Genomic DNA, 24,419 nt, shown 5'->3' with positions numbered 1-24,419 from the left:
TTGTTCGGTTTGGTTCATGGGCTGGTTGTAGAGGTCGGCGACGCGGGTGTGGACGCGGAGCACGGTCTGCGCGACGCCGAGTTCGTATTCGCGGGGTGAGAGTTCGTAGTCGACGAAGGTGCCCGGCAGTTCCGGTTCGCCGGTGTGCCCCGAGGACAGGTCGATGTCCGCCTCGCCGTGGTCGTTGCTGGGTGCCGCCTGGCGGGCCTGGAACCGCGCGATGTGTTCCTGGAGCCCGTCGGACCGCGCGACGAGTTCGTCGAATGCCTGCTGCCGCAGGACGAGCGCGGTGACCGGGGTGACGGCCTTGACGGTGTATTCCCAGATGCTCCGCGGATCGACCAGCGTCTCGTCGCCGAAATGGTCCCCGTCGGCCAGCACGCCCAGGGTGGTCTGGTCCCCGTAGCGACCGGGACCGATCTTGGTGACCTTGCCGTGCGCGATCAGCACGACCTCGTCGCTGGCGTGGCCGAACTCGACGAGCACGTCCCCGGGCTGGTACGTCACCTGCTCGAAGCGCCCCGCGAGCGCGGACAGCACGTCTTCGTCGGAAAATCCGCGCAGCAGCGGCAGTTCCGCGAGTTCCGGCGGCACGACCTGGACCGTCTCACCGGTGTTGACGACGCTGACGCGCCCGTCGCCGACGGTGTAGGTGAGCCGGCGGTTGACCCGGTACACCCCGCCTGCCGCCTGTACCCACGGCAGGACGCGCAGCAACCAGCGCGAGGTGATGTTCTGCATCTGCGGAACGGACTTGGTCGTGGTCGCCAGGTTCCGGGCGGCGCCGGTGCTCAGGCTTTGCTGCCGCCCGTTTCCGAAAATGCCGGGCTGCGCGGAATCGGTCAGGGTCACGGCGAAATACCACCAATCTTCGAGATGGGTGAAAACCGGCGAGTGCGCACTCGGATAAAATGCTTCAGGAGGAAAAGTCGTCGTTTGCGGTGAGTGCCTCCGGGTGGCGGCGGAAACGACGTTAGCACCGCGTTCAAGAGGGCGTACAGTCACTCGTCCGTGTGAGCGGCTCCAATTCGGGATTCTCCCCGGACGCACAGTAGTGCCGGGACGGTGAAGCCCGGTGAGGGTGACCAACCATTCGGGAGACCGGCTCGCCGGCGTGGCCCCGTACCGCCACCAAGAGGAGAGTCAGTTGCTCCGATCGGGCCAGAAACACTCGCTCTTACGGCTTATCGGAGGTATGTTCGGGCCTGCCGGGCGGCCAGGACCCGAATGGCCCAACGTCCTGCGGACGCGGAGTACTGACCAACGGCCAACAGGCCCGGGAATATGCGATCGGTTTCCTTGATCCGCCGAATCAGTGAGCCGGGAATTCGTGTCTTCGGCCACCCGGATGAAACGGGTGTTCCACGCTTGCCGGGTATATCCGCCAAGGCTAGTTTCGGGTCCCGTGAACGTCTATGTAGCCGGCCTGCTCTGGATGATCGGCGCAGTGGTCGCCGGCGCCGCGATCGCCTATTCCGTCCGCCGTTACGGATCGGCCGAAGGCCGTCCCGACAACAACGACGCGGCGGGCCAGGCCTTCACGATCGTCGCCGGGCTGCACGCGGTGGTGGTCGCCTTCGTGCTCATTTCCCTGTTCGACGCGGCGAGCAAGGCAGGCGAGCTGTCCGCGACCGAAGCGCGGTCGCTGGTCACCGCGACCTGGGCCGCGGAGTCCCTGCCGGATCCGGCACCCGCGCAGGCCCGCGACCTCGCCCGGGCCTACGCGAGCACCGTGGTGACCCGGGAATGGCCACGGATGAGCGAGGGCGCCGACGTACCCGGGGATGGCTGGTCCCAGCTGGACACACTGCGGGCCACCATCGAAGGCGCCCCGGTCCCGGGCGGCGACGAGTGGCTGACCGGCCGCAAGACGAAGGCGCTGGACGATCTCCTGGCCCTCTACCAGGCCAGGCAGGCGCGTCTCGACGCGGTGACGGACAACCAGCTCGGCGTGGTGGTGTGGTTCGTGCTCGCGGTCGGCAGCTTGCTCTTCGTGCTGCTGCCGAACCTGTTCGGCGGGACGAAACTGGTCACCCACGTCATCATCGTGTCCACGCTGGCGGTCACGACCACCTTGCTGTGCTTCGCGATCTACCAGTTGCAGAACCCGTTCGCGGGAGGCGCGAAGGTCGGGCCGGACGCGTTCGGCCAGGCGATCGCGCGGCTGGGCTGACGATGTTCCTGCCAGGATCCCGAATCGCCGCCGCCGTCGCGCTCGCCGTGCCCGGCTGCGCCGTTCCCGTGTCCGCTGCGGCGGTGGAGATCTGCGTGCACGTGTCGGTCAGGCTCCCGCCGGTCGCCCTTTCGTCCACAGTGGACATCGTGGTGGGGCGCGACGGGCCGGCCTGCCCTCCACCGCCTCCGCGCCCGGTGCCGCCGGTCCCGGTGCCTCCGCCCCCGCGCCCGCTTCCCCCGCCGCATCCGACCCCGGGCCCTCCACCCGCGACCCCGGTACCGTCCAGCGCTGCCCCGGCACCGTCCAGTTCGGCACCCACCGCGGCACCCACCCCGGCACCCACCCCGGCACCCGTGACGTCCATCCGCCCGCCGGCGACCACCGGGGTTTCGCCGATCCGGCCGGTCCGCCTGTCCCCGCAAAGCTCTCGCACGGAAAGCCCCCTGCCCACCACCGTGAACCCTGGGCCATCCTCCCGTCGGCGGGCCGGGCCGCCGGCACCGGCACCGGCACGGGCCGCCGCGGCTTCACGGCCGAACAGAACCGAGGAAAAGCGGCGGTGGGCGCTCACCGCGCTCGTCCTCATCCTCGGCGCCGGTATCGCCGCGGCTCGCGTGGCCCGCCGCTGACGACGGAGACTTTTCGTTTCGTGCTCGACGAGCCGCCCGGCGGGTGGCAGCATCCGGGCATGAGCCTGTCCTCGGTCACCGCGCTGGCGGTCAACCGCGACCAGACCCATCCCAGCGCCGAACTCGTGCTCGACGGGCGGCCGGCGACGTGGGGGAAGGTGCTCGTCACCGCCATCCCCACCGAGGTCCTGACCGGCTACACAGCGACCCTCGGCGTCGTGGCGAGCCTGCCGACCGGCGGCGACCCGCACGCGTACCTGCCGTTCCGGTTCGTCTGGTACGCCGCCTGGCTGGTGGCCACGCCGGTGATCGCCGGGGTGCTCTACCTGCGCAAGGCCGAAGGAGTGCGCCAGGACAAGGAAAAGGCGGATCCGGGCGTGCCGCTGCTGCGGCCGCCCTGGTGGCGGGCCTTCCTGCGGCCGGAGGCCGCGGCCGCCACGGGCGCGGCCGCGGCGTGGTTCACCGCGATGCCCGGTTCGCCCTGGCAGATCACGCTTTCCGGTGGGGCGTTCGCCCTGACCTCGATGGCGGCGACGACGGTCGGCGCGCTGGTGGTCGGGGCGCTGACGCCGGTCCTGACCAGCCCGACCCCGGACGTTCCCCAGCCGGCGCCCGAATTCCGGCCGGCCCCCTCCTGATCGATCCGCCCCGGCCCGAAGGCCGGGGCGGGGCGGTCGGTTACTCGGTCCCCAACGCGAAGACGGTCGTCTGCTGGTACGTCTGACCGGGCCGGAGCACGGTGCTGGGGAAGTTCGGATGGTTGGGGGAGTCCGGGAAGTGCTGGGTCTCGAGCGCGAACCCGTAGCTCTGCCGGTAGGTCTTGCCGCCGGTGCCGACCAGTGTGCCGGTGAGGAAGTTGCCGGAGTAGAACTGGATTCCCGGCTCGGTGGTCAGCACGCTGAGCACGCGGCCGCTCGCCGGGTCGGTCGCCCGGGCCGCCAACGACAGTGCCCCGTCGCCGGAACGGTCGAGCACCCAGTTGTGGTCGTAGCCCTGGCCGGTCAGCAACTGCTCGTTGTCGTCGGCGATGTGCGCGCCGATCGGGGTCGGGGTGCGCAGGTCGAACGGCGTGCCCTGCACCGGCGCCAGCGCACCCGTCGGGATCTGCGTCGAATCCGTGGGGGTGTAGCGGTCGGCGTTGAGCATCAGCTTCTGGTCGTAGATGTCGCCGGAGGACTCACCGGCGAGGTTCCAGTAGGTGTGGTTGGTCAGGTTGACCACGGTCGGTTTGTCGGTGGTCGCCCGGTACCCGATGCTCAGCCGGTTCTGGTTGTCCAAAGTGTAGGTGACGGTGGCGGTGAGGGTGCCCGGGTAACCCTGGTCGCCGTCCGGGCTGACCAGGCTCAGCCGCAGACCCGCGGTGCCGGGGCCGGAGGTCTCCCTGGCGTCCCAGACCCTGTCGTCGAAACCGGAAGTACCGCCGTGCAGGCTGTTGCCGTTGTTGTTGACCGGCACGTGGTAGGTCACGCCGTCCAGAGTGAACGTACCCTTGGCGATCCGGTTGGCGTACCGGCCGATCAGCGCGCCGAAGTAGACCCCGCCGCCCGCCGCCGGGCTGTTCCTGGCGACGTAGTCGGCCAGCGTCGGGAAGCCCAGCACCACGTTCGCGGTGTGCCCGCGCCGGTCCGGCACGTCCAGGGTCTGGACGATGCCGCCGTAGGTGAGGATCCGCACGCGCATCCCCCGGGCGTTGCTCAGGGTGTAGCGGTACACGGCCTTTCCGTCGGCCTGACCGAAGTATTCCTTGGCGATGGTCGGCGGCCGCGCGGTGGTATCCGGGGCCGCGGCGGAGGTCATGCTGGTAATCCCTGATGTCGCGATGGCTGCCGAGGCGATCACCAGCATGGTGCGGCCACGCTTGAAGATCGACGATTTGAAGATCGACACTGACCCTCCCAGTTTTCCTCAGCACGGTGGCCGGTCACGGGTCCGTCCAAACGGGACAGCGACCGGCCACGGCGCCTGCCTTGTTCTTCAGTTTTTGTCGTGCAACCTGTACTCGGCGTGCACCAGGTCGAGCAGCTCGGCCACGGACGTCTCCTTCGACGGCCGGTCGAAGGTGATTTCGCCGTGCTGCAACAGGTTGACCCGGTCGCATACGTCGACCACCTGACTGTAGTTGTGCGCGATGAGGATGATCGCGAGGTCGCCCTGGTTGCGCAACTCGTCGATCAACCGCAGGATCATCCCTCCTTCCTTGGCGCCCATCGCCGCGAGCGGCTCGTCGAGGAGCAGCAGTTTCGCGTTGTTGGAACAGACCGACCTGGCCACCGCGATGGCCTGCCGCTGCCCGCCGGAGAGTTGCCCGACCTCGGCGGTCACCGACGGGATGTTGATCCCGACCCCGTCGAGCGCCTCGCGCGCCCGGCGCTTCATCTCCCGGCGCTTGAGGAAGGGCAGCGGCTTGTACACCAGCTCCTTGTTCAGGTGCAGGTTCAAATAGACCGGGAGATCGTTGACCAGCGCGAGATCCTGGAACACCGTCTCGATCCCCAGCGACCGCGCGTGCGTCACCGACTTCAGCTGCACGGGCCGGCCTTCGAACAGCAACTGGCCGCCGTCCGGCTGGTGGTACCCGGTGAGGATCTTGATCAAAGTGGACTTCCCGGCGCCGTTGTCGCCGATCAGCCCGAGCACCTCGCCCCGGCGGACGGTGAGGTTGATGTCCTTCAGCGCGTGCACGGGCCCGAACCGCTTGCTGATGTGCTCGGCCCGGATCACCTCGGGCAGCCCGTTGTCTTCACTCATGTTTCCTCCGCGGGTTTCTCGAGCAGGGCGTTCTGCCGCCCCGCTGGCGGAAGCCGCGGCTCCGCGAGGCGAACCTACCCGTCATCAACGCCCCCTGGTCCCGAGCCGCTTGCGGACCACCGTCACGTACACGTTCAGCAGGGCGGCGACGAGGATGGCGCCGCCGAGCACCATGTAGAACGCGTTCGCGCTGATGCCCATCAGGTTGAACCCGTCGTAGACCAGGCCCAGCAGCACGGCGCCGAGGAAGGCCCCGATCACCGTGCCGGAGCCGCCGAGCAGCGCGGTGCCGCCGATCACCGCGGAGGCCACCGCGTAGAACATCGTGTTGAACCCGCCGTTGGTCGGGTCGTAGGACCCGACCCGGGTGCCCTGGAGGATCCCGGCGAGGCCCGCCAGCGCCCCGACGATGGTGAAGCAGGCCACCTTGATCCGGTTGGTCCGGATACCCGCTTCGGACGCGCCGACCGGGTTGCCGCCGGTGGCCTGGGTGGCGATGCCGAACCGGGTGGTGGACAGCACCACCTGCATGATGGCCACCACCACCAGCGCCCACAGGAACTCCGACCATGGCGCACCGCCGAACACCGACACCACCCAGCTGCCGGTCGGCGCGCTCACCGGCGAGCCACCCGAGATGATCAACTCCAGTCCCCAGAGCAGAAACGCCATGCCCAGGGTGGTGATGAACGCCGACAGCCCGAAGACGGTGTGGATCAGACCGTTGACCGTGCCGATCAGCGCGCTCACCACGACCGCGCCGATCACCGCCGCCAGCAGCGGCCACCCGTTGTTGTAGAACAACATCAGCACGAACGGCGACAGCGTGAACACGAACCCCGCGGACAGGTCGATCTGCCCGCAGATCAGCACCAGGACCTCGCCCGCGCCCACGATCGCCCACGGCGCCACGTACTGCGCGATGGTGTGGTAGTTCTCCGGCGTGGTGAAGCCGGGGCCGCTGGTCAGCACGAAATAGATCGCCGCGGCGACGGTGACCAGCAGGATGGACAGCTCCTTGACCCGGATCAGCCGGGAAAGGAGCCCGGGGCCGGGCGGTTCGCCACCCGACCGGCCCCCGGGCGTCCGGGTCTCGTGCTTGCCGGTGAGTGCATCGGTCATGAGACTTCCTAGTGCTAGGACTGTTCCGAGTGGTTCGCGTGGCGGTGCGGGTAGCGGAACCTCAGTCGCCCGCCGGCCACCACCTTCAACGGACACGCTTCGCGCGACTGTCTCCTCTCAGCGCCAGGGCCTCTGCTGGCCAATTCACCACGGCGGCGCTGTCCTCGCGAAAAACGTCCGGGAATGCGACAGTCTGTGCGAGTTGCGTGCCTTCCGCCGCCTTCGAGGCGAGCTAGTGGCCTGCCGAGGAGGGCGGGGGCAGTGGGATCGAGGCCGGCATCGGCACGATGTCGGTCTTCGGGCCGCCTTCGAACTTGCTGTTGGCCGAGATGTACGGGGCGACGTTGTCCTTGGTCACGAAGGTCAGGCCGGTGTCGGTGAACGGGGGCGCGACCAGCGTGCCGGACAGGCGGAAGAGGTACATGTACAGCACCGGCAGGAAGCCCTGCAGATAGGCGGACTGGTCGATGGTGAAGTCCAGTGCGCCCGACTGAACTCCGGCCAGGGTGTCGGACAGCGTGTCGTACCCGCCCGCGTGGATCTTGCCCTGCAGGTTGCGGTTCTTGACCAGCTGGGCGATCGACGCGGTGCTGCCCGCGTCCACCGCGTACAGGCCCTTGGCGTCCGGTTTGCCATCGAACGCGGCGGTGATCGCGTTCAGTTCGTTGGCCTGCTCGGCGCCGGTGTTGACCGACTGCACGACGACGCCGGGCGCGGCCTGCTTGAGCGCGTCGGTGATGCCGTCGAGCCGCGGCTGCACGTTGTTCCCGCCGGGCTGTGAGATGCCCACCAGGATGGTGCCGCTGGTGACGTCCTTGGCGATGCGCTGGCCCATCAGGAAGCCGGACTGGTACAGGTCCTGCCCGACATAGGTGAGCGGGTAGTTGCCCGCCGCGGTGGCGTTGTAGGCGATCACCGGAATGCCCTTGGCCAGGGCCTGTTTCGTCGGATTCACGAAGGCGTTGTTGTCGGTCAGCGCGATGGCGATGCCGTCGGCGCCGCCGTTGACCGCGGTGGAGAACGCGTTGGCCATCTCGGCAACGTTGCCTTCCGTGGACCCGGTCCACTGCGGCTCGGGCAGGCCGAGCAGCTTGGCCGCGTCGGCGAGGCCGGTCCTGGTGGGGTTGAAGAAGGAGTTCGTGGTGACATGGTTGATGAACACGAACCGCCAGGCCGGTGTGCCGGGGAAGTTCCCGGTGCCGGAGGACGATCCGCCGGTGCCGCCCTGCACGCCGTTGCAGGCGGCCAGCAGTGCGCTGGCGGCCACCGCGCCGCCGCCCGCCCCCAGGAACTTCAGGGCCCTCCGGCGGGAGGTCGCGTCGGCGTCCTCGGACGACCGGCCGTCTTGATTGTCGAGCATGTTGATCACCCATCCACGTCTGCGGGGAACCGGGGTCGGCGTGCCTCGAATCATTGGATGATTCGTCCATACAGTCAAGGCTCGGCGAAACATGAAGGAGCTACGCGAGTAACGATTGGGCAACGGCGGGTTATTTGACATTATTGATTAATGATTCGATGATTGGGCCGTGAGTATTACCCGCGACGGGCCGCTCGGACGGCACCGCACGATCCACGGTCGTGTGGTGGAGTGGCTTGGGCGGAGGATCGTCTCCGGTGAGCTTGCCAGCGGTGCCCGGCTGCCCAACGAGGCGGAGCTGGCGGCGCAGCTCAACGTCAGCCGCGGTGGTGTGCGGGAGGCGGTGAAAGCCTTGGCCGCCAAGGGGTTGGTCGAGGCGCGGCCCCGGCTCGGCACCCGCGTGCTGCCGCGCGAGCAGTGGAACCTGATGGACCGCGAGGTGATCGACTGGCACGGCCAGATCGCGGATCGCGGGTTTCTCGGCGACCTCCTGGAGTTGCGGCTGATGGTGGAGCCCGGCGCCGCCCAGTTCGCCGCGGAACGGGCCACCGCGGAACAGTTGGCCGAGCTCGAAGCAGCGTACGCGGGCATGGCATCGAACGCGCCGCGGCTGCCCGAGGCCGAGGACGTTTTCGTCTCCGCCGACCTGCGGTTCCACCTGATCCTGTTGCGGGCGAGCGGGAACCAGCTGATCGAGCAACTCGGACGGTTGCTGGAAACAAGTCTTTACCACGGTTTGGAGGCCAGCTCACACGCGCCGGGCGGAGTCGCCGCGACGCTGCCGCTCCACCACGCGGTGCTTTCGGCCGTGCGCGGGCGTCGCCCGACCGCGGCGTTCCGGGCGATGAAACGGTTGATCGACACGACTACCGAGGCCGTGGGGCAGATGGTGGTGGAATGACCCGGAAATCCGAAGTGGACCAGATCACGGGCCCCATCGCGGCGCACGGGGAGGGACCGGTGTGGTTCGCCGGCTGGCCCGGCCTGCGCTGGGTCGACATGCTCGCCGGTGACGTGCTGGAGCTCGACCCGGAAACGGCGGCGGTGACCCGGCGCCGGGTGGGCGCGGTGGCCGCGGCGCTGCGGCCCCGGCCGGACGGGCGGGCGGTGCTGGCCCTCGAACGCGGCTTCGCGTTCGCCGACGCGTCACTGGCGGAAATCCGTCCCCTGGGGGAACTGTGGTCCGATCCCGGAATCCGCATGAACGACGGCGGGTGTGATCCCGACGGCCGGTTCTACTGTGGATCAATGGCCTACGACGGGCGGCCGGGCGCGGGCAGTCTGCACCGGGTGGACACCGAGGGCTCGGTGACCACCGTCCTCACCGGCGTCACCATCTCCAACGGGCTGGCCTGGAGCCCCGACGGCACGATCGCTTACTACGTCGACACTCCCACTCGCCGGATCGATGCCTTCGACTACCAGAACGGTGAACTGACCGCACGCCGCCGGGTGGTGCGGATTCCGGAAGAGGCGGGCGCACCCGACGGCTTGACCGTCGACGCGGACGGGCGGTTGTGGGTCGCGTTGTGGGGCGGTGCCGCCGTGCATTGCTATGGCCTGGACGGAAAACTCGAAGAACGCGTGCCGTTGCCGGTCACCCGGGTGACGGCCTGCGCCTTCGGCGGTCCGGGCCTCGACGAGTTGTACGTCACCACTTCGCGGCAGGAAATCGAGGAAGGCAGCCAGCCCGAAGCCGGTGCGCTGTTCCGTTACCGTCCGGGTGTTCGCGGGCTCGCGGTGCTCACGTTCGGGTAAACCAACAGGAGTGCGACGCCGGATGCCCCACGCGGACTTACACTCGTCCACGTGACCGATCAGGCCAGAACTTCCGGCAACCGGCCCGCGGAGCTGACCAGCTTCGCCGGCAGGCGAAGTGAACTGGCCGAGATCAAGAAACCACCGGCGAATTCGTTCACCAACGCCTCTGACGTGACAGCGGGAGCGAGTCTCGAAGACAGGGTCGTCTTCGTGCTGGAGGAGAAGCAGGCCACACCGCGTTCGCGGTCGCCCGCGCGGCGAGCGGCCTGACCCGCCGTCAGCGGGAGATCGGCGGCCTCGTCGCCGAGCGGCCGGGCAACCGGGAGATCGCGGCCAACCTCGTGATCGCCCAGCGCACGGCCGAGACGCACGTGGGGAACATCCTCGCGAAGCCGGGTCTCACCTCGCGTGCCCAGATCGCCGCGTGGCCGGCCGGACAGCGCGGCGGCTCCTGAGCCGCCACCCGGGATCGCGGAGACATCCCACTGGAGGTGCCATGTCGTTGTTTTGTCGCGTCCTTAACAGGGTTCGCGGCACCATGGGGACAATCCTCGACGACCTGAGGACCCAACTCGTCAACACCTTGCCGGTCCGCGCAGCGCAGCCCCGCCCCGCCTCGGGACCTCTGGCTACGTACTCAGATCCGTAGGTTCCCCGGTCCCTTCCCGCATGGTGCCGGGCCATCCTTGTCACTGACGCCGATGGAGGAAAGTCATGAACGTCGACTCGCCACCGCAGCCGTGCCCGAGATGTCAGCGGCCAGTGCTCCTGGCCGGCTTCAGCTGGGGCAGGCAGTGGGTGCACCTGGGCACCTGGCGGCCGCAGTGCGGCCCGCCCGCCTGGGCCGCCAAGCGAGAGCGGACGACCGCACGCGAGGCGTCCTGATACCGGCCGGCCGGCGCCGCCGTCCCCTCACGCGCCGGCCGGTCAGAGCGCGGCGGGCCCTCCTGCCTGTTCCGCCCGCCGCGCTCATTCCAAACCCCGCCCTCCGCCCCGACGGACGTGGCCCGGTGTGCGGTTCGGCCCTGCCGGCCGGACGGCACACCGGGCCACGTCCACTTCCCCGGTGACACGAAGTTCACAGCGCGAGCGCCGGGAATTCACAGCGAACTGTCAGAAATGACCTGGATGATGCCGTCGACGCGTTCAGGTGATGCTGTGAGGGGGGCGTGGTGCGCTGGAGACCCGTCGCGTACACGGCCCTGGGCTTGGCCTCACTGCTGGTGCTCGGCGCCACGGCGTACGGCTGGACCCAGCTGAGCCGGCTGACCGGCGGAACGGCCACCACCGACGTCATCGAGCCGGCCGCGCGACCGCCGGTCGCCACCAGTGCGTCCGCGCCGGTCGCCGAGCAGAACATCCTGCTCGTCGGCCTCGACTCCCGGACCGACGTGCGGGGCGACCCGCTCCCGCAAAGCCTGCTGGACCAACTGCACGCCGGAGACTCGAGCGACGGCGGCGACACCACGGACACGATGATCGTGGTGCACATCCCGGCAAGCCCGCAGGCCCCCTTGACGGCCATCTCCCTCCCGCGCGACTCCTACGTGGAGATCGCCGGCGGCTACGGCAAGCACAAGATCAACGCCGCGTACTCGTACGGCAAGCAGGCGGAACTGGCCGAACTGAACGCCCGGGGTGTCCGGGGCGCCACGGCCGAGCAGCAGGCCGACGCCGCCGGTGCCCGCCTGGCGATCCGGACCGTCGAGCAGTTCACCGGCCTGACCATCAACCACTACGTCGCGGTGAACCTCGCCGGGTTCTCCACGCTCAGTCTCGCGGTCGGCGGGGTGCCGGTGTGCCTCAAGGCCCCGGTCCAGGACAGCTACTCCGGGGCCGATTTCCCGGCCGGGTGGCAGACCCTCTCGGGCGCCAGGGCGCTGGCCTTCGTCCGCCAGCGGCACGGCCTGCCGAACGGCGACCTCGACCGGATCGGCCGCCAGCAGGCGTTCCTGTCCAGCATGGCCAAGGTCGTTTTGGGCGCCGGAACCCTGGCCGACCCCGCGAAACTCACCGCGCTGATCGGCGCCGTCCAGCAGTCCGTGGAGATCGACAAGGGCTGGGACCTCCTCACCTTCGCCACGCAGCTGATCGGGCCGGCCTCGGGCGCGCTCACCTTCACGACCATCCCGGTGCGGAGCCTGACCCTGCAGACCCCGTCCGACGGCGACGCGGTCAAGGTGGACCCGGTCGCGGTGCGGTCGTTCATCAGTTCGCTGCTCGGTAAGGGACCGGCGACGCCCACCGCGCCCCCGGCGACCGTTGCGCGCCAAGCTGCGGAAGGCAGGCCGGCCCCCACCACCACGGAAAGCTCGGTCCCGGCCGGCAGCACCGACCTCACCGGCTGTGTGAACTGAAGCTCCCGAACCGGAGATTTCACTGGTGCCTCAACGGTATGAACCGCACCTCGACGGGACCCGTGTCGCCTCTCGCGCACCTTCCCGAAAGTGAGGAGAGCGATTTCGTGAGACACCTGAAACGCGAGAGTTCGGCCGTTTCGGTGGGTACCGCCCTCGTGGTCTGCGGCGTCGCGGCGGCGGTCGGCCTGGCCGGCGTCGGCACCGGCTCGTCCGGTTCGACCGCGCAGGCCGCCTCCGTCCCGCAGTCGGTGCTGGAGGTGATGCAGCGTGATCTGCGGCTGACCGCCGGACAGGCGAAGACCCGGGTCGAGCAGGGAGAAGAACGCGACAGCGCTGATCCCCGCCGTCAAGGCCGCCGCCGGGACCGGCTACGGCGGCGCCTGGTTCAACCCCGCCACCGGCAAGCTGAACGTCGGCCTCACCGACCTCACGCACGCTCCCGCGGTCCGCGCGGCCGGTGCGGAACCCGTCACCGTCCCCAACTCCGAGGTCTCGCTGAACAAGACCAAGGCGGTTATCGACGCCATGGCCGGACAGTCCGCGCCCAAGGACGTCGCCGGCTGGTACGTCGACGTGAAGAACAGTTCCGTCGTGGTGCAGGTCAAGCAGGGCACGACGGCCGCCGACGTGACCACCTTCGTGCACCGGGGCAAGGCCATGGGGCCGGTCCGGGTCGACACGGCCAAGGCCATGCCGCGCACCTTCGCGGACATCGCCGGCGGCGACGCCTACCTCATCGACGGGCAGGCTCGCTGCTCGATCGGCTTCGCGGTGGAGGGCGGGTTCGTCTCCGCCGGCCACTGCGGCACGAAGGGCAGCACGGCGACCACCGATGACGGTGAGCCGATCGGTACCTTCGCGTTCTCGTCGTTCCCCGGCAACGACTTCTCGTTCGTCAAGACGGAGTCGACGGCGAACCTCACGCCCGTGGTGGACGGTTTCGGTCAGGGGGACATCACGGTCACCGGGGACACCGCCGCGCCCGTCGGCGCCACGGTCTGCCGGACCGGCTCGAGGACCGGCAAGCACTGCGGCACCATCCAGGCGACGAACCAGACGGTGAACCATCCCGAGGGCGCCGTTCCCGGGCTGACGCAGACCAACGCGTGCGCGGAAGCCGGCGACTCGGGTGGCCCGTGGGTGAGCGGCACCCAGGCGCAGGGCGTCACCTCCGGCGGCACGGGCGACTGCACCGTCGGCGGCACCACGTTCTTCCAGCCGCTGGACGAGATCCTTTTCCACCCTCAAGCTCACCCTGATCACGGGGTGAGCACCGGCCCTGTGAGGCACGCCCCGCACTCTCGGTGAGCTGTTGGGGGTAAGCCCGGACCCCCTCAGACCGCGGGTGCCCAGGCGCGCTCGGTGGCCGCCGCGGCGGCCTTGCGGCGGAGGCCGGCGAGACTGTGCTTGGCCGGGATCAGCAGCGCGGTCAGCCAGTTGCGCCGGTACTCCCCCAGCGCGAGTGCCACCGGGCGATGCAGGACGCAGTGCACCAGTCCCGGAGTGCCCAGCCGGTGCCTCCCGACGTGCTTGCTCGCTGGCATCTTTCCTCCGTGTGGGCGACGCGTTCGCGGGCACCGTACGCAACACGGACGACGAAGCGTGGTAACCGCACGGCGTGTCATCCCTCCGTGTTGAATTCACGGGCCGCCAGCGGGTGACACGACCGCCCGTAGTTGAATGCGGGCATGTTGCGTGTGGGGCTCACCGGCGGGATCGGGGCCGGGAAGTCGACGGTCGCCACCCGGCTCGCCGAGCACGGTGCCGTGCTGATCGACGCCGACGCGATCGCCCGTGAGGTGGTCGAACCAGGGACCGGCGGGCTGGCCGAGCTGACCGCCGCGTTCGGTGAGGACATCCTCGCCGCCGACGGCACGCTCGACCGGTCCGCCCTGGCCGCGAAGGCCTTTCGCGACGAGGCTTCGCGGCTGCGGCTCAACGGGATCATGCACCCGAGGATCGGCGCCCGCGCGACCGAGTTGATGTCCGCGGCCGCGCCCGACGCGATCGTCGTCCACGACGTCCCGCTGCTCGTCGAGGGCGGCCTCGGCGAGCGTTACCACCTGGTGATCGTGGTCGACGCGCCGGTGGAGACACGGGTGCTCCGGCTGGTCGAGGTCCGCGGGATGGCCGAAGAGGACGCCCGTGCCCGCGTCGCCGCCCAGGCTGGCGAGGCTCAGCGCCGGGCCGCCGCCGACGTGTGGCTGGACAACTCGGGCGCGCCGGACGTCGTGCTGGCCGAAGTGGACCGCCTGTGGGCCGACCGGCTCGTGCCGTTCGAGGCCAACATCCGGTTGCGCCGGCCCCGGAAACCCGTGCCGCCCCGGCTGATGCCCTACGACGAGACCTGGCCCGCCCAGGCCGCTCGTGCCGCGACCAGGATCCGGGTCACGGTGGGGGACCGCGCGCTGCGCGTGGACCACATCGGATCGACGGCGGTACCCGGCCTGCCGGCCAAGGACGTGCTCGACCTCCAGGTCCTGGTGTCCGACTTGGACGGTGCGGACGGCTTCGCGGAAGAGCTTTCCGACGCCGGTTTCATCCGGGCCGAAGGCGACTGGTGGGACCACGCGCAAGACGGGTCAGGTGTCTGGCCGAAACGGTTCCACCACAGTGGGGACCCGGGACGCCCGGTCAACGTCCACGTGCGGTCGCTGGCCACGCCCGCCTGGCGGCTCGCTCTCCTGTTCCCCGAGTGGCTGCGCGCGAATCTCGCCGAACGCGAGGCCTACGCCGAGGTAAAACGGCGGCTCGCGGACACGCACGACACTCTCGACGGCTACGCCGACGCCAAGCAGGGCTGGGTCGACGCCGCCTTCGTCCGCGCCGAGGCCTGGGCGAAGGCCGCCGCCTGGACACCCTGACGCCACGGTCAGGGAAGGAGACCGCGATGGAAGCCGGCCGCACGATCCTTGACGCCGAGTTTGGCGTAGAGCGCGTCTTGACGGTCGCTTCGCTGACGAACAGCCAGAACCCCGCGATCAGGAACCTGACGGTGATCGCGATCGCGGTCGCCCCCGGCCCACACCAGCAGGCCGTCGGCCCTCGTCCGCGGCCACCGCACGATCAGCCACACCAGCACCGTCCACGGAAAAGGGTCCATTGTGGACTTCGTGGGACAGTGGCCGGTGCCCGGGAACCGCGGGCAGACGGCGTGCGCGGCGGCCGCCAGCGACCGAGCTTTCCGAGCTTTCCGAGCCCCGCCGGGCCCCGCCGGGTTCGCGGGCGATGAGCGCGGCGACGACGATCCCCGCGACGGTCGCGATGATCGCGGGCAGCCGCGGCACGGTCACCGAACCGGGCGCCAGCGCGTCCATGGCACGGGCCCGCAGCGGCAGTGCCGGCAGCTGGTCGGCATACCCCCAAGCGAGATGCCGACCAGCTGCCAGGAATCGCAGCTCGTCGCCGAAATAGCCGTAGCGGCCGCTGAGGGCCAGCAACCAGTGAGCCGGCCGCGGCGGCCAGCGCGAACACGGGCCGTTTCGCGAGAGCAGGCATTTCGACGCGCGCCGGCGCCGTTCGGTTCACTCGAATGATGGGCATTCCTGATCCCCCTTCGCCGGTTTCCTCTTCGCAAGGGTCCCGGGTGGCGGGATCGTCCGGATCGGCTCGACGGTCATGCTCCGCGTCCACCGATCGGTGGCGGGAGTCCGGGCCTTCCCCCGGACAGGCACGGGCAGGCACGGGCAGGCCCGGACAGGCCCGGACAGGCCCGGACAGGCCCGGACAGGCACCGTGGGGTCAGCGTCTTCGCCAGGTCAGCTCGATGTCCAGGGTGGACAGCCAGTCGCGCAGCCGGTAGCCGTGTGCGGCGAGGCCCGCCACCGTCCGGTAAACGATTTCCAGCGCCTGGTGCGCCTCGTCCCGGCTCAGCAGCCCGGAGGTGGCCGCGGCGAGCAGTTCGTCGGTGTCCAGCACGTCCAGACTCCGCCGCTCCCGCAGTGCCAGGTCCAGATACCAGTCGGTGGTCCGCCAGATGTCGCCGGCGACGTCCACGGCCACGACGTCGAAGTAGAAGTCCTGGTCCCGCTCGTGGCCCGGGGTGAACCAGAAATCCGTCAACCGCAGGCCGAGTCCCGGCAGCAGCCACGATTCGAGATAGTCGAACTGGTCCCGGCCGGGAGCCGGGCGGGCGAGATAGAGGCCGAAAGGCGTAACGCGGTACTCCTCGACCTCGCGAGCGATCCCCTTGGGGTCGGTGTTGATCCCGGCGGCGATGTCGAATATTTCCGTTTTCGGCGGGTGGATCGCTGTCATGGCGATGATTCTCCGCCCTGACAGCAGGAAAAGGACGGCTACGCCGGTAGGGTGATCTTGTGGTGGAAAAGCACGTCGTCGTCGAGCAGCTCGCGCGCGTCGCGAGCATGCTCCACGAGCGTGCGGACGAGCTGACGGCCGAGATGATGGCGCTCTACTCGCGCGAGTTGCCGCACCTGGTCAACGACGACGAGAGTGTGGTCAGCCTGCTCTCGTCGAGCCTGTACCAGAACATCGAGACGGCGCTGCAGATCTTCCGGCACGGCATCGATCCCGGCCGGGTCGAGGCGCCGGCCGCCGCGATGGAGTACGCCCGGCGGCTCGCCCAGCGCGGCACCCCGGTGATCGATTTGATCCGCGCCTACTACCTGGCGCAGAACGTGATCCTCCAGCAGGCGGCGAAGCTGGTGGGAAAAGTGGTCGGCGAGCCGGATCTGATGGCGGGGATGATCGGCCACGCACTCGATGTCACCTTCGCCTTCATCGACCACGTGATCCAGCAGGTGGTCTCGACCTACCTGGAGGAGCGGGACCGCTGGCTGCTCAACCGGAGCGCGGCGCGGGCGGCACGGGTGCGGGCGCTGCTGGAGGACGCCGGCGCGGACGTGGACGCCAGCGAAGCCGACCTCGGTTACCGTCTGCGCGGCACGCACCTGGCGATGATCGTGTGGTGCGCTCCCTGTCGCGTGTCGGGCAACGCGCTGTCCAGGCTGGAAGCCGTGGCCACGAAGGTGGGCGAAGGCTTCGTCGGCGCGGGGACGCCGTTGTTCGTGCCGAACGACGAGCTGTGCGCCTGGGTGTGGTTCCCGCTCGACTCACCCGAACTGCCGGACGAGCGGCACGTCGAGGAGGTGCTCGCCGGGGCCGAGCCGGGGATCCGGCTCGTGCTGGGCGAACCCGGCAACGGCGTGGCGGGGTTCCGGCACAGCCACAACCAGGCGGTGCGGGTCCATGCGCTGGCACTGGCCGCGGGAGCGCACGCCGCTCGCGCGCTGACCTTCCGTGACGTGGGGGCGGTGGCCCTGATGACCGCCGACATGACCGCGGCCCGGCAGTGGGTGGCCGGCACCCTGGGCAAGCTGGCCACCGACGACGACCAGCACGAGCGGCTGCGGGAGACACTGCGGGTCTTCCTCGCCTGCGGCAGCAGCTACACGGCCGCCGCCGGTCAGCTCACCATGCACAAGAACTCGGTGCAGTACCGGGTGCGCAAGGCCGAGGAGATGCTGGGCCGGCCGGTGACGGACAGCCGGCTGGACGTCGAGCTGGCGCTCAAACTGTGTCACCGGTTGGGCGGCGCGGTGCTTGTCCCGCAATCGGGGTAACACTCCTGGGCCTTGTGCCGCGGCTGACGTGACGCCGCGCACCGGTTCGGGCTGTTTTCGGTCTTACGTACCAGCCGGCCGGGTGATCCTTGGGTCCGGGACACAAAGCCTTCGCGATTATTCCAGTTTAAGGTTCGAGTATGGGGAACGTCATGCACGCCGAGCCGACTCAGGTGGTCGCGGTCGTCCGACTTCGTCGCGGGGTGGCGGGCGAGCGCAGACGGGTCTGCCACCTGGTGCCGGTCCCCGACTGCGGCCCGATTCCCCACGAACTCGTGGCGCTGTGCGGGGAACCGATCACGCCGGCCGACGCCGAGGTGCTCGGCCGGATCTGCGGGATGCCCTGCGAAGCCTGTTTGACCAGGTCATCGCGCCAGCGGTACCGAGCGCTGCAGTGATGAGGCCATAGCCTGGCCGGATCGAAAGGCCACGGGAACGCGGAGGCTGGCGGGGGTTCGTCTCCGCGTTCCCGTCTCCAAAGTGGCTGGGACACCCTCCGGGCGCCTGCGGATCATGCTGCGATGGAGCACCGCACCTGGTGGTCGACAACGACGGTGTACGGGGGTGGGGAGGTAGGCCGCCGTCGTGCTTGACCGGAGGTTGGTGGTCGGTGTCGCGGCCTGGCTGCCCGCACACGTGCTCGAACCATGTTGCCGGGTACGCCGGGGAAACGTGCGATGGGCGCTTGGTGGTCGACAACGATGGTGTACGGGGGTGGGGAGGTAGGCCGCCGTCGTGCTTGACCGGAGGTTGGTGGTCGGTGTCGCGGCCTGGCTGCCCGCACACGTGCTCGAACAAAACTGTCGGTGGGCGGGCCTACCCTGGACACGTGGCTTTCGCAACAGAACACCCCGTGCTCGCCCAGTCCGCGTTCCGCCCGGTCTCGGAGATCCCCCGGGCCGACGGCCGGTTCAAGGTGGTCAGCGATTACCGGCCGGCGGGCGACCAGCCCGCCGCCATCGACGAGCTGGAACGCAGGCTCGGGGCGGGGGAGAAGGATGTCGTGCTGCTGGGCGCCACGGGCACCGGCAAGTCGGCCACCACCGCGTGGCTGATCGAGCGGGTGCAGCGGCCCACGCTGGTGATGGCGCCCAACAAGACGTTGGCCGCCCAGCTGGCCAACGAGCTGCGCGAGCTGTTTCCGCACAACGCGGTCGAATACTTCGTCAGTTACTACGATTATTACCAGCCCGAGGCGTACGTCCCGCAGACCGACACCTACATCGAGAAGGACTCGTCGGTCAACGACGACGTCGAACGGTTGCGGCACTCGGCCACGATGAACCTGCTGTCCCGGCGGGACGTCGTGGTCGTCGCCTCGGTGTCCTGTATCTACGGTCTCGGCACCCCGCAGTCCTACCTCGACCGGTCCGCGAAGCTGACGGTCGGTTCCGAGGTCGAGCGGGACGTCTTCCTCCGCGCGCTGGTCGACGTCCAGTACACCCGCAACGACCTCGCGTTCGCTCGCGGCACCTTCCGGGTCCGTGGGGACACCGTGGAGATTATTCCGGCTTACGAGGAGCTTGCGGTCCGGGTCGAGTTCTTCGGTGACGAGATCGACAAGCTGTACTACCTGCACCCGCTGACCGGGGAGATCGTGCGCGAGGTCGACGAGGTGCGGATCTTCCCGGCCACGCACTACGTGGCGGGTCCGGAGCGGATGGAGAAGGCTGTCGGTGGTATCGAGGCCGAGCTGGAGGAGCGGCTGGCCCAGCTGGAGAAGCAGGGCAAGCTGCTGGAGGCCCAGCGGTTGCGGATGCGCACCAGCTACGACATCGAGATGATGCGCCAGGTCGGCTTCTGCTCCGGGATCGAGAACTACTCGCGGCACATCGACGGCCGTGGCCCCGGTTCCGCCCCGGCCACCCTGATCGACTACTTCCCGGAGGACTTCCTCCTGGTCATCGACGAGTCGCACAACACGGTGCCGCAGATCGGCGGGATGTACGAGGGTGACGCCTCCCGTAAGCGCACGCTGGTCGAGCACGGGTTCCGGCTGCCCAGCGCACTGGACAACCGGCCGCTGACCTGGGAGGAGTTCACCGACCGGATCGGCCAGACGGTCTACCTGTCGGCCACGCCGGGGCCGTACGAGCTGGGTCAGGCCGGCGGGGAGTTCGTCGAGCAGGTCATCCGGCCCACCGGCCTGGTCGACCCCGAGGTGGTCGTCAAGCCGACCGAGGGCCAGATCGACGACCTGGTGCACGAGATCCGCGACCGCGCCGGGAAGGACGAGCGGGTGCTGGTCACCACGCTCACCAAGAAGATGGCCGAGGACCTCACCGACTACCTGCTCGAACTCGGCATCCGGGTGCGGTACCTGCACTCGGAGGTCGACACGTTGCGCCGGGTCGAGCTGCTGCGGCAGCTGCGGTCGGGTGATTTCGACGTGCTGGTCGGCATCAACCTGCTCCGGGAGGGGCTGGACCTGCCCGAGGTGTCGCTGGTGGCGATCCTCGACGCGGACAAGGAGGGCTTCCTGCGCAGCGGCACCGCGCTGATCCAGACGATCGGCCGCGCCGCGCGGAACGTGTCGGGGCAGGTGCACATGTACGCGGACAAGGTCACCGCGTCGATGCGGTACGCGATCGACGAGACGAACCGCCGCCGCGCCAAGCAGATCGCCTACAACACCGAGCGGGGACTCGATCCGCAGCCGCTGCGGAAGAAGATCGCGGACATCCTCGACCGGGTCTACACCGAGGCCGAGGACTCCGAGAAGGAGATCGCGGTCGGTGGTTCGGGGCGCAACGTGTCCCGGGGCAAGAAACCCGAGCAGGGCGGCGGCCGCAGCTCGGGTGTCCTGGTGGACCGTGACGTGTCCACGATGCCCCGCGCCGAACTGGCCGATCTCATCCAGCAGATGACCGACCAGATGATGCAGGCCGCCCGCGACCTCCAGTTCGAGCTGGCGGCCCGGCTCCGCGACGAGATCGTCGAACTGAAGAAGGAACTCCGCGGCATGGACGCCGCCGGCGTCAAATAGCGGAGACCGCGGTGGTGGGAGACGCGTTGCGCGCACGGAGAGACCAGGAGAGACCAAGTGATGAAGGACAAGGAGACCGTCGAGGCGAGTGATGAGTCTATTCCGCTGAGCCGGCGTCCGCCGCGGTGAACGAGTGCCGCGGGAGGGCCGTGGACAGCACCATGGTGCTGGACGGGCGGCCGTAGCCGGCGAGGCGGTCGATCAGCTTTTCGAAGCTCGCCATGGAGGCGGCCGCCACCTTCAGGATGCTGCACGCGTCGCCGGTCACCCGGTGGATTTCCCGGATCTCGGGCCAGTGGGGCACCTCGGGATCGCGCAACACGCACCGCGGGCCGTAACACGACATCCGGATGAACGCGGTCACCGGCCAGCCGACGCGCTCCGGGGCGATTTCGGCGTGGTAGCCGGTGATCACGCCGGTGGTTTCGAGCCTGCGCACCCGTTCGGCGACCGCGGGCGGCGACAGGTGCACGCGCCGCGAAAGTTCGTTGAACGACAGCCGCGCGTTCTCCTGAAGCTCTCGCAGGATCGCCCAGTCCATCTCGTCCATCAACGGCCGCCTTTCGTTCGAGGGCGCCAGCATTCGCCGGGGGACGGCGGTTCGGCGTCTTCCCGCCCCGTCTCCTCCGCGGACCGCTCGGTCACCATGGCGGCTCCTCTCTTTCGTCAACCACAAGGCCTCGACAAGCCAGGAAAGCACGGTGAAGCCCGGAAAGTACCGTCGAACCTACCTTCCGCCAAGGCCCTGCGCTTCGGGATGATGGGGTGAGGAGGGTGGGATGAACGAAGCCCTGGTTCTGGATTTCGACGGGCGGGTGCCCTACGACGCTTACGTCCGGGCGGGCGTGCTGCACCGGCTGCAACGGACTCGTGGTGACGATCCCGGCGAGATGTCCTTCCTGGTCGTCTCCCAGATCATGGAGCTGTACTTCGGGCTCATCGACTTCGAGTTGCGGGAGGCACAACGGCGGCTGCGTGCCGGCGAGGTAGGGGAGTCGCTCACCCCGCTCCGCCGCGCCGCGTTGCACCTGTCGGGTCTTGACGCGAGCTGGCAGAGCCTGAGCTGGATGACGCCCGCCGACTTCAACCGGTTCCGCGAGTTGCTGGGTGAGGCGTCGGGCATGCAGTCGGCGATGTACCGGAAACTCGAATTCCGGCTCGGGCTGAAGACCGCGTCGCTGGTGCGGCCGTTCCGGCGGGACCCGGAGACTTACGGCGCGCTCGTGCGCGCGCTCGGGGAACCGAGTCTTTGGGACGACACGATCGCGGTGCTCGCCCGGCACGGCCACGACATCCCGCGGTATCTACTCGGCCGCGACTTCACCGAAGAACACGATCCGCACCCGTCCGTCGAGGCCGCGTGGGTGGAGATCTACCGCGACGACGGCCCGGGCAATCACCTGCGGTTGCTCGGCGAAGCACTCACCGAGGTCGCCGAGCGTTTCGGCGAATGGCGTTACCACCATCTCGCCGCGGTCCGGCGCGCGATGGGAGCCAAACCCGGTACGGGCGGCACTTCCGGCATCGGGTGGCTGGAGCGAAGCACGGCTCGCGTCGTGTTCCCGGAACTGTGGTCGGCGCGCACTCACATGTGAAATCTCAGCCGGCGGCGGCGTCGGTTTCCATCAGGCCGAAGATGTTGCCTTCGGTGTCCTTGCAGTAGGCGAGCCAGCCCACGCCGGGGATCGGGCTGCGGGGCACCACGACCCCGCCGCCCGCCTGCTCGACACGGCGGGTCGTGCTGTCCAGGTCCGCCACGTCCAGGGTGACCGGGAAGGCGTTGACCGGCGCGTTGTCCGAGGGTGCCGGACCTTGGCGGGGGACCAAACCGCCGTCGATGCCCGGCCCGTCCCCGGTGCTGATCAGCCAGTAGGGATTGTCGCCCCAGCGTTCGAAGGACCACTCGAAAACGGTGGCGTAGAAGGTGATCGCGCGTTCCGGGTCGGTCGCGTGAACCTCGAAATGAACTGGACGAGGCATGGCGTGCCTCCTCAGCGAGGATGGCGGGATTGCAGAATATTACGCAGGTGGCGTCACCGTGCGCCACCCGATCATGGGCGGGTGAGCGACCGGATCGCCGCCAGGTACTCGCGCGGAACCGCTTCGGCGATTTCCTCGGCGGTGGGCGGCCGGTCGATGTTGATCTAGATGTCGATCCGCCGCTGGGCATTCTGCACGCCGAGTTCGGTAATCCGTCGGCGGTAGATCTCCGCCACCTCGTCCTGGTCCGTCACCAGTTCCGCGCGCCTCGGCGTGGTCGTCCCCTCCAGCGTGACTTCCACGTCACGGCCACCCTCGAAGTCGCGGGCCCACCGAGCGCCGGTCAGCAGGAATAGTTCGCGGCCCCTCCGGTGTGCGGTCACCGGGAGTTCGTGCCGGCGGCCTGTCCGGTGGCCGGCGAAACCCAAGCAGCACGCCGCGCATGCGGCGCCCGAGCCGGGAGCGCAGCGGGAACCGCATCAACGGGTTCACCATTTCCAGGACGGCGTCGGACGGGTGCGAGGTCTCGATGGCCGGAGTGTCCTGGGCCACATTGGGCAGTCTGGACCGTATCGTCAGCTCGTTATGTCCTTCGTGGCGAACCGGCGCGCGGCGAGCAGCGCGAAGACGGTGCCGTAGGCGACGGCGGACAGCACCCCGGCGGCCATGTTCGTCCAGTCGATGTCGGTGGCGATCAGGTCGATCCAGGCGTACGCGTAATGCGTCGGCAGGTAGTTGCGCAGGCTGCCGAGGGCGGTGATCTGGTCGAGGATCTGCGACAGGATCGCCACCAGCACCGTGCCGCCGACGGCGCCGAGCGGCGCGTCGGTGAGCACGCTCAGCAGCAGGCCCAGCCCCGCGGCCCAGGCCAGCTGGATCACGATGTAGGCGGTCGACATCGCGATCGCGACCAGACTCTGCCCGAACGGGATCGCGTCACCGGTCGGGCTGATCGCGTCGCCCGACCCATACCAGAGCAGGCCCACCACGAGCGAGACGACCGGCAGCAGCACCAGCGCCAGCAGCGCCAGCAGGCCGGACGCGATCGCCTTCTGCCGGAGCACGCGATGCCGCGGCACCGGGATCGCCAGCAGGTACTTCAGGCTCGACCAGGACGCCTCGCTGGCGATGGTGTCCCCGAAGAAGAGCGCCACGATCGTCGGCAGCAGGAAACCTCCCGCCACGAACAGCGCCAGCACCACGAAGTTCGGCGCGCTCGCGGTGGCCAGATCGACAAACCCACCTGAGCGGCGGTTCGGGCTGGACTGGCCCAGTTCGAACGCCAGCACCAGGATGAACGGCAGCACCACCACGAAGCCCAGCACGAGCTGGGTCCGCCGGCGCCGCAACTGCCGCCGCAGCTCCACGCCGAGCCGCAACGTGCGGCCGGGCCGGTAACCGAGCACGCCGCCATCGGGTCCGGCGCCGGTCTTTTCCCGCTCGGCCGCGTCGGTCAGTTCGTCCAGCGCCGCGGGGTCGGTGTGCACACCGGCGTCGATCGCCACGTTCGCCGCCCGATCCGCCTTACTCATTCCTTCTCCTGTGACTTGCGGGACACCCGCACCCGTGCGACTTGCGGGACACCCGCACCCGGTCGGACGGATGAGCCGGGGCCGCGCGATGGTGAGCTCATCCGTCCTCCACCAATCTGAGGAACGCGTCTTCCAGGCGCCGCCGTGGCCCCGCCTGTTCCACCGCGATCCCGGCGCGGACCA

26 protein-coding genes are annotated in these 24,419 nt (G+C 69.3%); 14 read left to right on the top strand and 12 right to left on the bottom strand.

Annotated features, from left to right (window positions below; all coding sequences use genetic code 11):
* On the bottom strand, positions 1-852 hold an 852-nt coding region (locus VJT49_RS05400), incomplete at its 3' end, for a family 2B encapsulin nanocompartment shell protein (protein ID WP_324163572.1).
* A 553-nt stretch (positions 853-1,405) separates the two neighbouring features.
* Here VJT49_RS05400 and VJT49_RS05395 point away from each other — a divergent pair.
* Positions 1,406-2,173 carry a hypothetical protein gene (locus VJT49_RS05395; protein ID WP_324163571.1) on the top strand — a complete coding sequence of 256 codons (768 nt, stop codon included), beginning with the start codon at positions 1,406-1,408 and terminating at the stop codon, positions 2,171-2,173.
* A gap of 652 nt (positions 2,174-2,825) precedes the next feature.
* The gene (locus tag VJT49_RS05390; protein WP_324163570.1) at positions 2,826-3,443 is read left to right on the top strand and encodes a hypothetical protein; all 618 of its coding nucleotides are present in this window, start codon (positions 2,826-2,828) and stop codon (positions 3,441-3,443) included.
* A 40-nt stretch (positions 3,444-3,483) separates the two neighbouring features.
* Here VJT49_RS05390 and VJT49_RS05385 read toward each other — a convergent pair whose 3' ends face one another.
* The 4 genes from VJT49_RS05385 to VJT49_RS05370 form a co-directional block, all read right to left on the bottom strand.
* A complete protein-coding gene (locus VJT49_RS05385; RefSeq protein ID WP_324163569.1) occupies positions 3,484-4,692 on the bottom strand; it encodes an aldose epimerase family protein in 1,209 nt (402 codons plus the stop codon).
* 87 nt (positions 4,693-4,779) lie between these two features.
* Positions 4,780-5,553, bottom strand: a complete 774-nt coding sequence (locus VJT49_RS05380) for an ATP-binding cassette domain-containing protein (RefSeq protein ID WP_324163568.1) — start codon at positions 5,551-5,553, stop codon at positions 4,780-4,782.
* Positions 5,554-5,637: 84 nt separating this feature from the next.
* A complete protein-coding gene (locus tag VJT49_RS05375; protein WP_324163567.1) occupies positions 5,638-6,675 on the bottom strand; it encodes an ABC transporter permease in 1,038 nt (345 codons plus the stop codon).
* Positions 6,676-6,907: 232 nt separating this feature from the next.
* Positions 6,908-8,035: a sugar ABC transporter substrate-binding protein gene (locus VJT49_RS05370; RefSeq protein ID WP_324163566.1), complete on the bottom strand. Its 1,128-nt coding sequence runs from the start codon at positions 8,033-8,035 to the stop codon at positions 6,908-6,910.
* Between the two features lie 169 nt (positions 8,036-8,204).
* Between VJT49_RS05370 and VJT49_RS05365 the strand changes: the two genes are divergently transcribed.
* From VJT49_RS05365 to VJT49_RS05335, 7 genes are all read left to right on the top strand, one after another.
* Entirely contained in the window at positions 8,205-8,936 is a 732-nt protein-coding gene (locus VJT49_RS05365; RefSeq protein WP_324163565.1) for a FadR/GntR family transcriptional regulator, read from the top strand.
* The gene (locus VJT49_RS05360) at positions 8,933-9,793 is read left to right on the top strand and encodes an SMP-30/gluconolactonase/LRE family protein (RefSeq protein WP_324163564.1); all 861 of its coding nucleotides are present in this window, start codon (positions 8,933-8,935) and stop codon (positions 9,791-9,793) included. Before VJT49_RS05365 ends, VJT49_RS05360 begins: the two co-directional genes overlap by 4 nt.
* Before the next feature lie 51 nt (positions 9,794-9,844).
* Positions 9,845-10,066: a hypothetical protein gene (locus VJT49_RS05355; RefSeq protein ID WP_324163563.1), complete on the top strand. Its 222-nt coding sequence runs from the start codon at positions 9,845-9,847 to the stop codon at positions 10,064-10,066.
* Positions 10,063-10,251, top strand: coding sequence for a helix-turn-helix transcriptional regulator (locus VJT49_RS05350; RefSeq protein ID WP_324163573.1), 189 nt, complete (start codon positions 10,063-10,065; stop codon positions 10,249-10,251). The genes VJT49_RS05355 and VJT49_RS05350 overlap by 4 nt, the downstream gene beginning before the upstream one ends.
* A gap of 259 nt (positions 10,252-10,510) precedes the next feature.
* The gene (locus VJT49_RS05345; RefSeq protein ID WP_324163562.1) at positions 10,511-10,681 is read left to right on the top strand and encodes a hypothetical protein; all 171 of its coding nucleotides are present in this window, start codon (positions 10,511-10,513) and stop codon (positions 10,679-10,681) included.
* Between the two features lie 287 nt (positions 10,682-10,968).
* Positions 10,969-12,153 carry an LCP family protein gene (locus tag VJT49_RS05340; protein WP_324163561.1) on the top strand — a complete coding sequence of 395 codons (1,185 nt, stop codon included), beginning with the start codon at positions 10,969-10,971 and terminating at the stop codon, positions 12,151-12,153.
* 528 nt (positions 12,154-12,681) lie between these two features.
* Positions 12,682-13,464 (top strand): S1 family peptidase, encoded by a 783-nt coding sequence (locus VJT49_RS05335; protein WP_324163560.1) that lies wholly within the window; start codon positions 12,682-12,684, stop codon positions 13,462-13,464.
* Positions 13,465-13,490: 26 nt separating this feature from the next.
* On the opposite strand, the gene VJT49_RS05330 is transcribed toward VJT49_RS05335, so the two are convergent.
* Positions 13,491-13,700: a hypothetical protein gene (locus VJT49_RS05330; protein WP_324163559.1), complete on the bottom strand. Its 210-nt coding sequence runs from the start codon at positions 13,698-13,700 to the stop codon at positions 13,491-13,493.
* Positions 13,701-13,844: 144 nt separating this feature from the next.
* Between VJT49_RS05330 and coaE the strand changes: the two genes are divergently transcribed.
* A complete protein-coding gene (coaE, locus tag VJT49_RS05325; protein WP_324163558.1) occupies positions 13,845-15,020 on the top strand; it encodes a dephospho-CoA kinase in 1,176 nt (391 codons plus the stop codon).
* Positions 15,021-15,137: 117 nt separating this feature from the next.
* On the opposite strand, the gene VJT49_RS05320 is transcribed toward coaE, so the two are convergent.
* Both VJT49_RS05320 and VJT49_RS05315 read right to left on the bottom strand, forming a co-directional pair.
* Positions 15,138-15,596 carry a hypothetical protein gene (locus VJT49_RS05320; RefSeq protein WP_324163557.1) on the bottom strand — a complete coding sequence of 153 codons (459 nt, stop codon included), beginning with the start codon at positions 15,594-15,596 and terminating at the stop codon, positions 15,138-15,140.
* Between the two features lie 301 nt (positions 15,597-15,897).
* Positions 15,898-16,413, bottom strand: coding sequence for a DUF402 domain-containing protein (locus VJT49_RS05315; RefSeq protein ID WP_324163556.1), 516 nt, complete (start codon positions 16,411-16,413; stop codon positions 15,898-15,900).
* A gap of 59 nt (positions 16,414-16,472) precedes the next feature.
* Here VJT49_RS05315 and VJT49_RS05310 point away from each other — a divergent pair, with 59 nt between their 5' ends.
* From VJT49_RS05310 to uvrB, 3 genes are all read left to right on the top strand, one after another.
* A complete protein-coding gene (locus VJT49_RS05310) occupies positions 16,473-17,738 on the top strand; it encodes a PucR family transcriptional regulator (protein ID WP_324163555.1) in 1,266 nt (421 codons plus the stop codon).
* Between the two features lie 140 nt (positions 17,739-17,878).
* Positions 17,879-18,136: a hypothetical protein gene (locus VJT49_RS05305; RefSeq protein ID WP_324163554.1), complete on the top strand. Its 258-nt coding sequence runs from the start codon at positions 17,879-17,881 to the stop codon at positions 18,134-18,136.
* 431 nt (positions 18,137-18,567) lie between these two features.
* Positions 18,568-20,724, top strand: coding sequence for an excinuclease ABC subunit UvrB (uvrB, locus tag VJT49_RS05300; protein ID WP_324163553.1), 2,157 nt, complete (start codon positions 18,568-18,570; stop codon positions 20,722-20,724).
* A gap of 97 nt (positions 20,725-20,821) precedes the next feature.
* Here the strand turns inward: uvrB and VJT49_RS05295 are convergent, their stop codons facing one another.
* A complete protein-coding gene (locus VJT49_RS05295; protein WP_324163552.1) occupies positions 20,822-21,274 on the bottom strand; it encodes an Lrp/AsnC family transcriptional regulator in 453 nt (150 codons plus the stop codon).
* Between the two features lie 229 nt (positions 21,275-21,503).
* On the opposite strand from VJT49_RS05295, the gene VJT49_RS05290 reads away from it, so the two are divergent.
* Entirely contained in the window at positions 21,504-22,319 is an 816-nt protein-coding gene (locus VJT49_RS05290; protein ID WP_324163551.1) for a tryptophan 2,3-dioxygenase, read from the top strand.
* 4 nt (positions 22,320-22,323) lie between these two features.
* Here the strand turns inward: VJT49_RS05290 and VJT49_RS05285 are convergent, their stop codons facing one another.
* From VJT49_RS05285 to VJT49_RS05275, 3 genes are all read right to left on the bottom strand, one after another.
* Positions 22,324-22,704, bottom strand: coding sequence for a VOC family protein (locus VJT49_RS05285; RefSeq protein WP_324163550.1), 381 nt, complete (start codon positions 22,702-22,704; stop codon positions 22,324-22,326).
* Between the two features lie 164 nt (positions 22,705-22,868).
* Positions 22,869-23,087, bottom strand: a complete 219-nt coding sequence (locus VJT49_RS05280; RefSeq protein ID WP_324163549.1) for a hypothetical protein — start codon at positions 23,085-23,087, stop codon at positions 22,869-22,871.
* Positions 23,088-23,279: 192 nt separating this feature from the next.
* Complete coding sequence (locus VJT49_RS05275) at positions 23,280-24,236, bottom strand: ABC transporter permease (protein ID WP_324163548.1); 957 nt, start codon at positions 24,234-24,236, stop codon at positions 23,280-23,282.
* Positions 24,237-24,419 lie beyond the last annotated feature (183 nt).

This window comes from Amycolatopsis sp. (assembly GCF_035276945.1).
Taxonomy (GTDB): Bacteria; Actinomycetota; Actinomycetes; order Mycobacteriales; family Pseudonocardiaceae; genus Amycolatopsis_E.
Note: the sequence above shows the minus strand (reverse complement) of the source record. Positions and strands in the feature narration are given on the sequence as shown.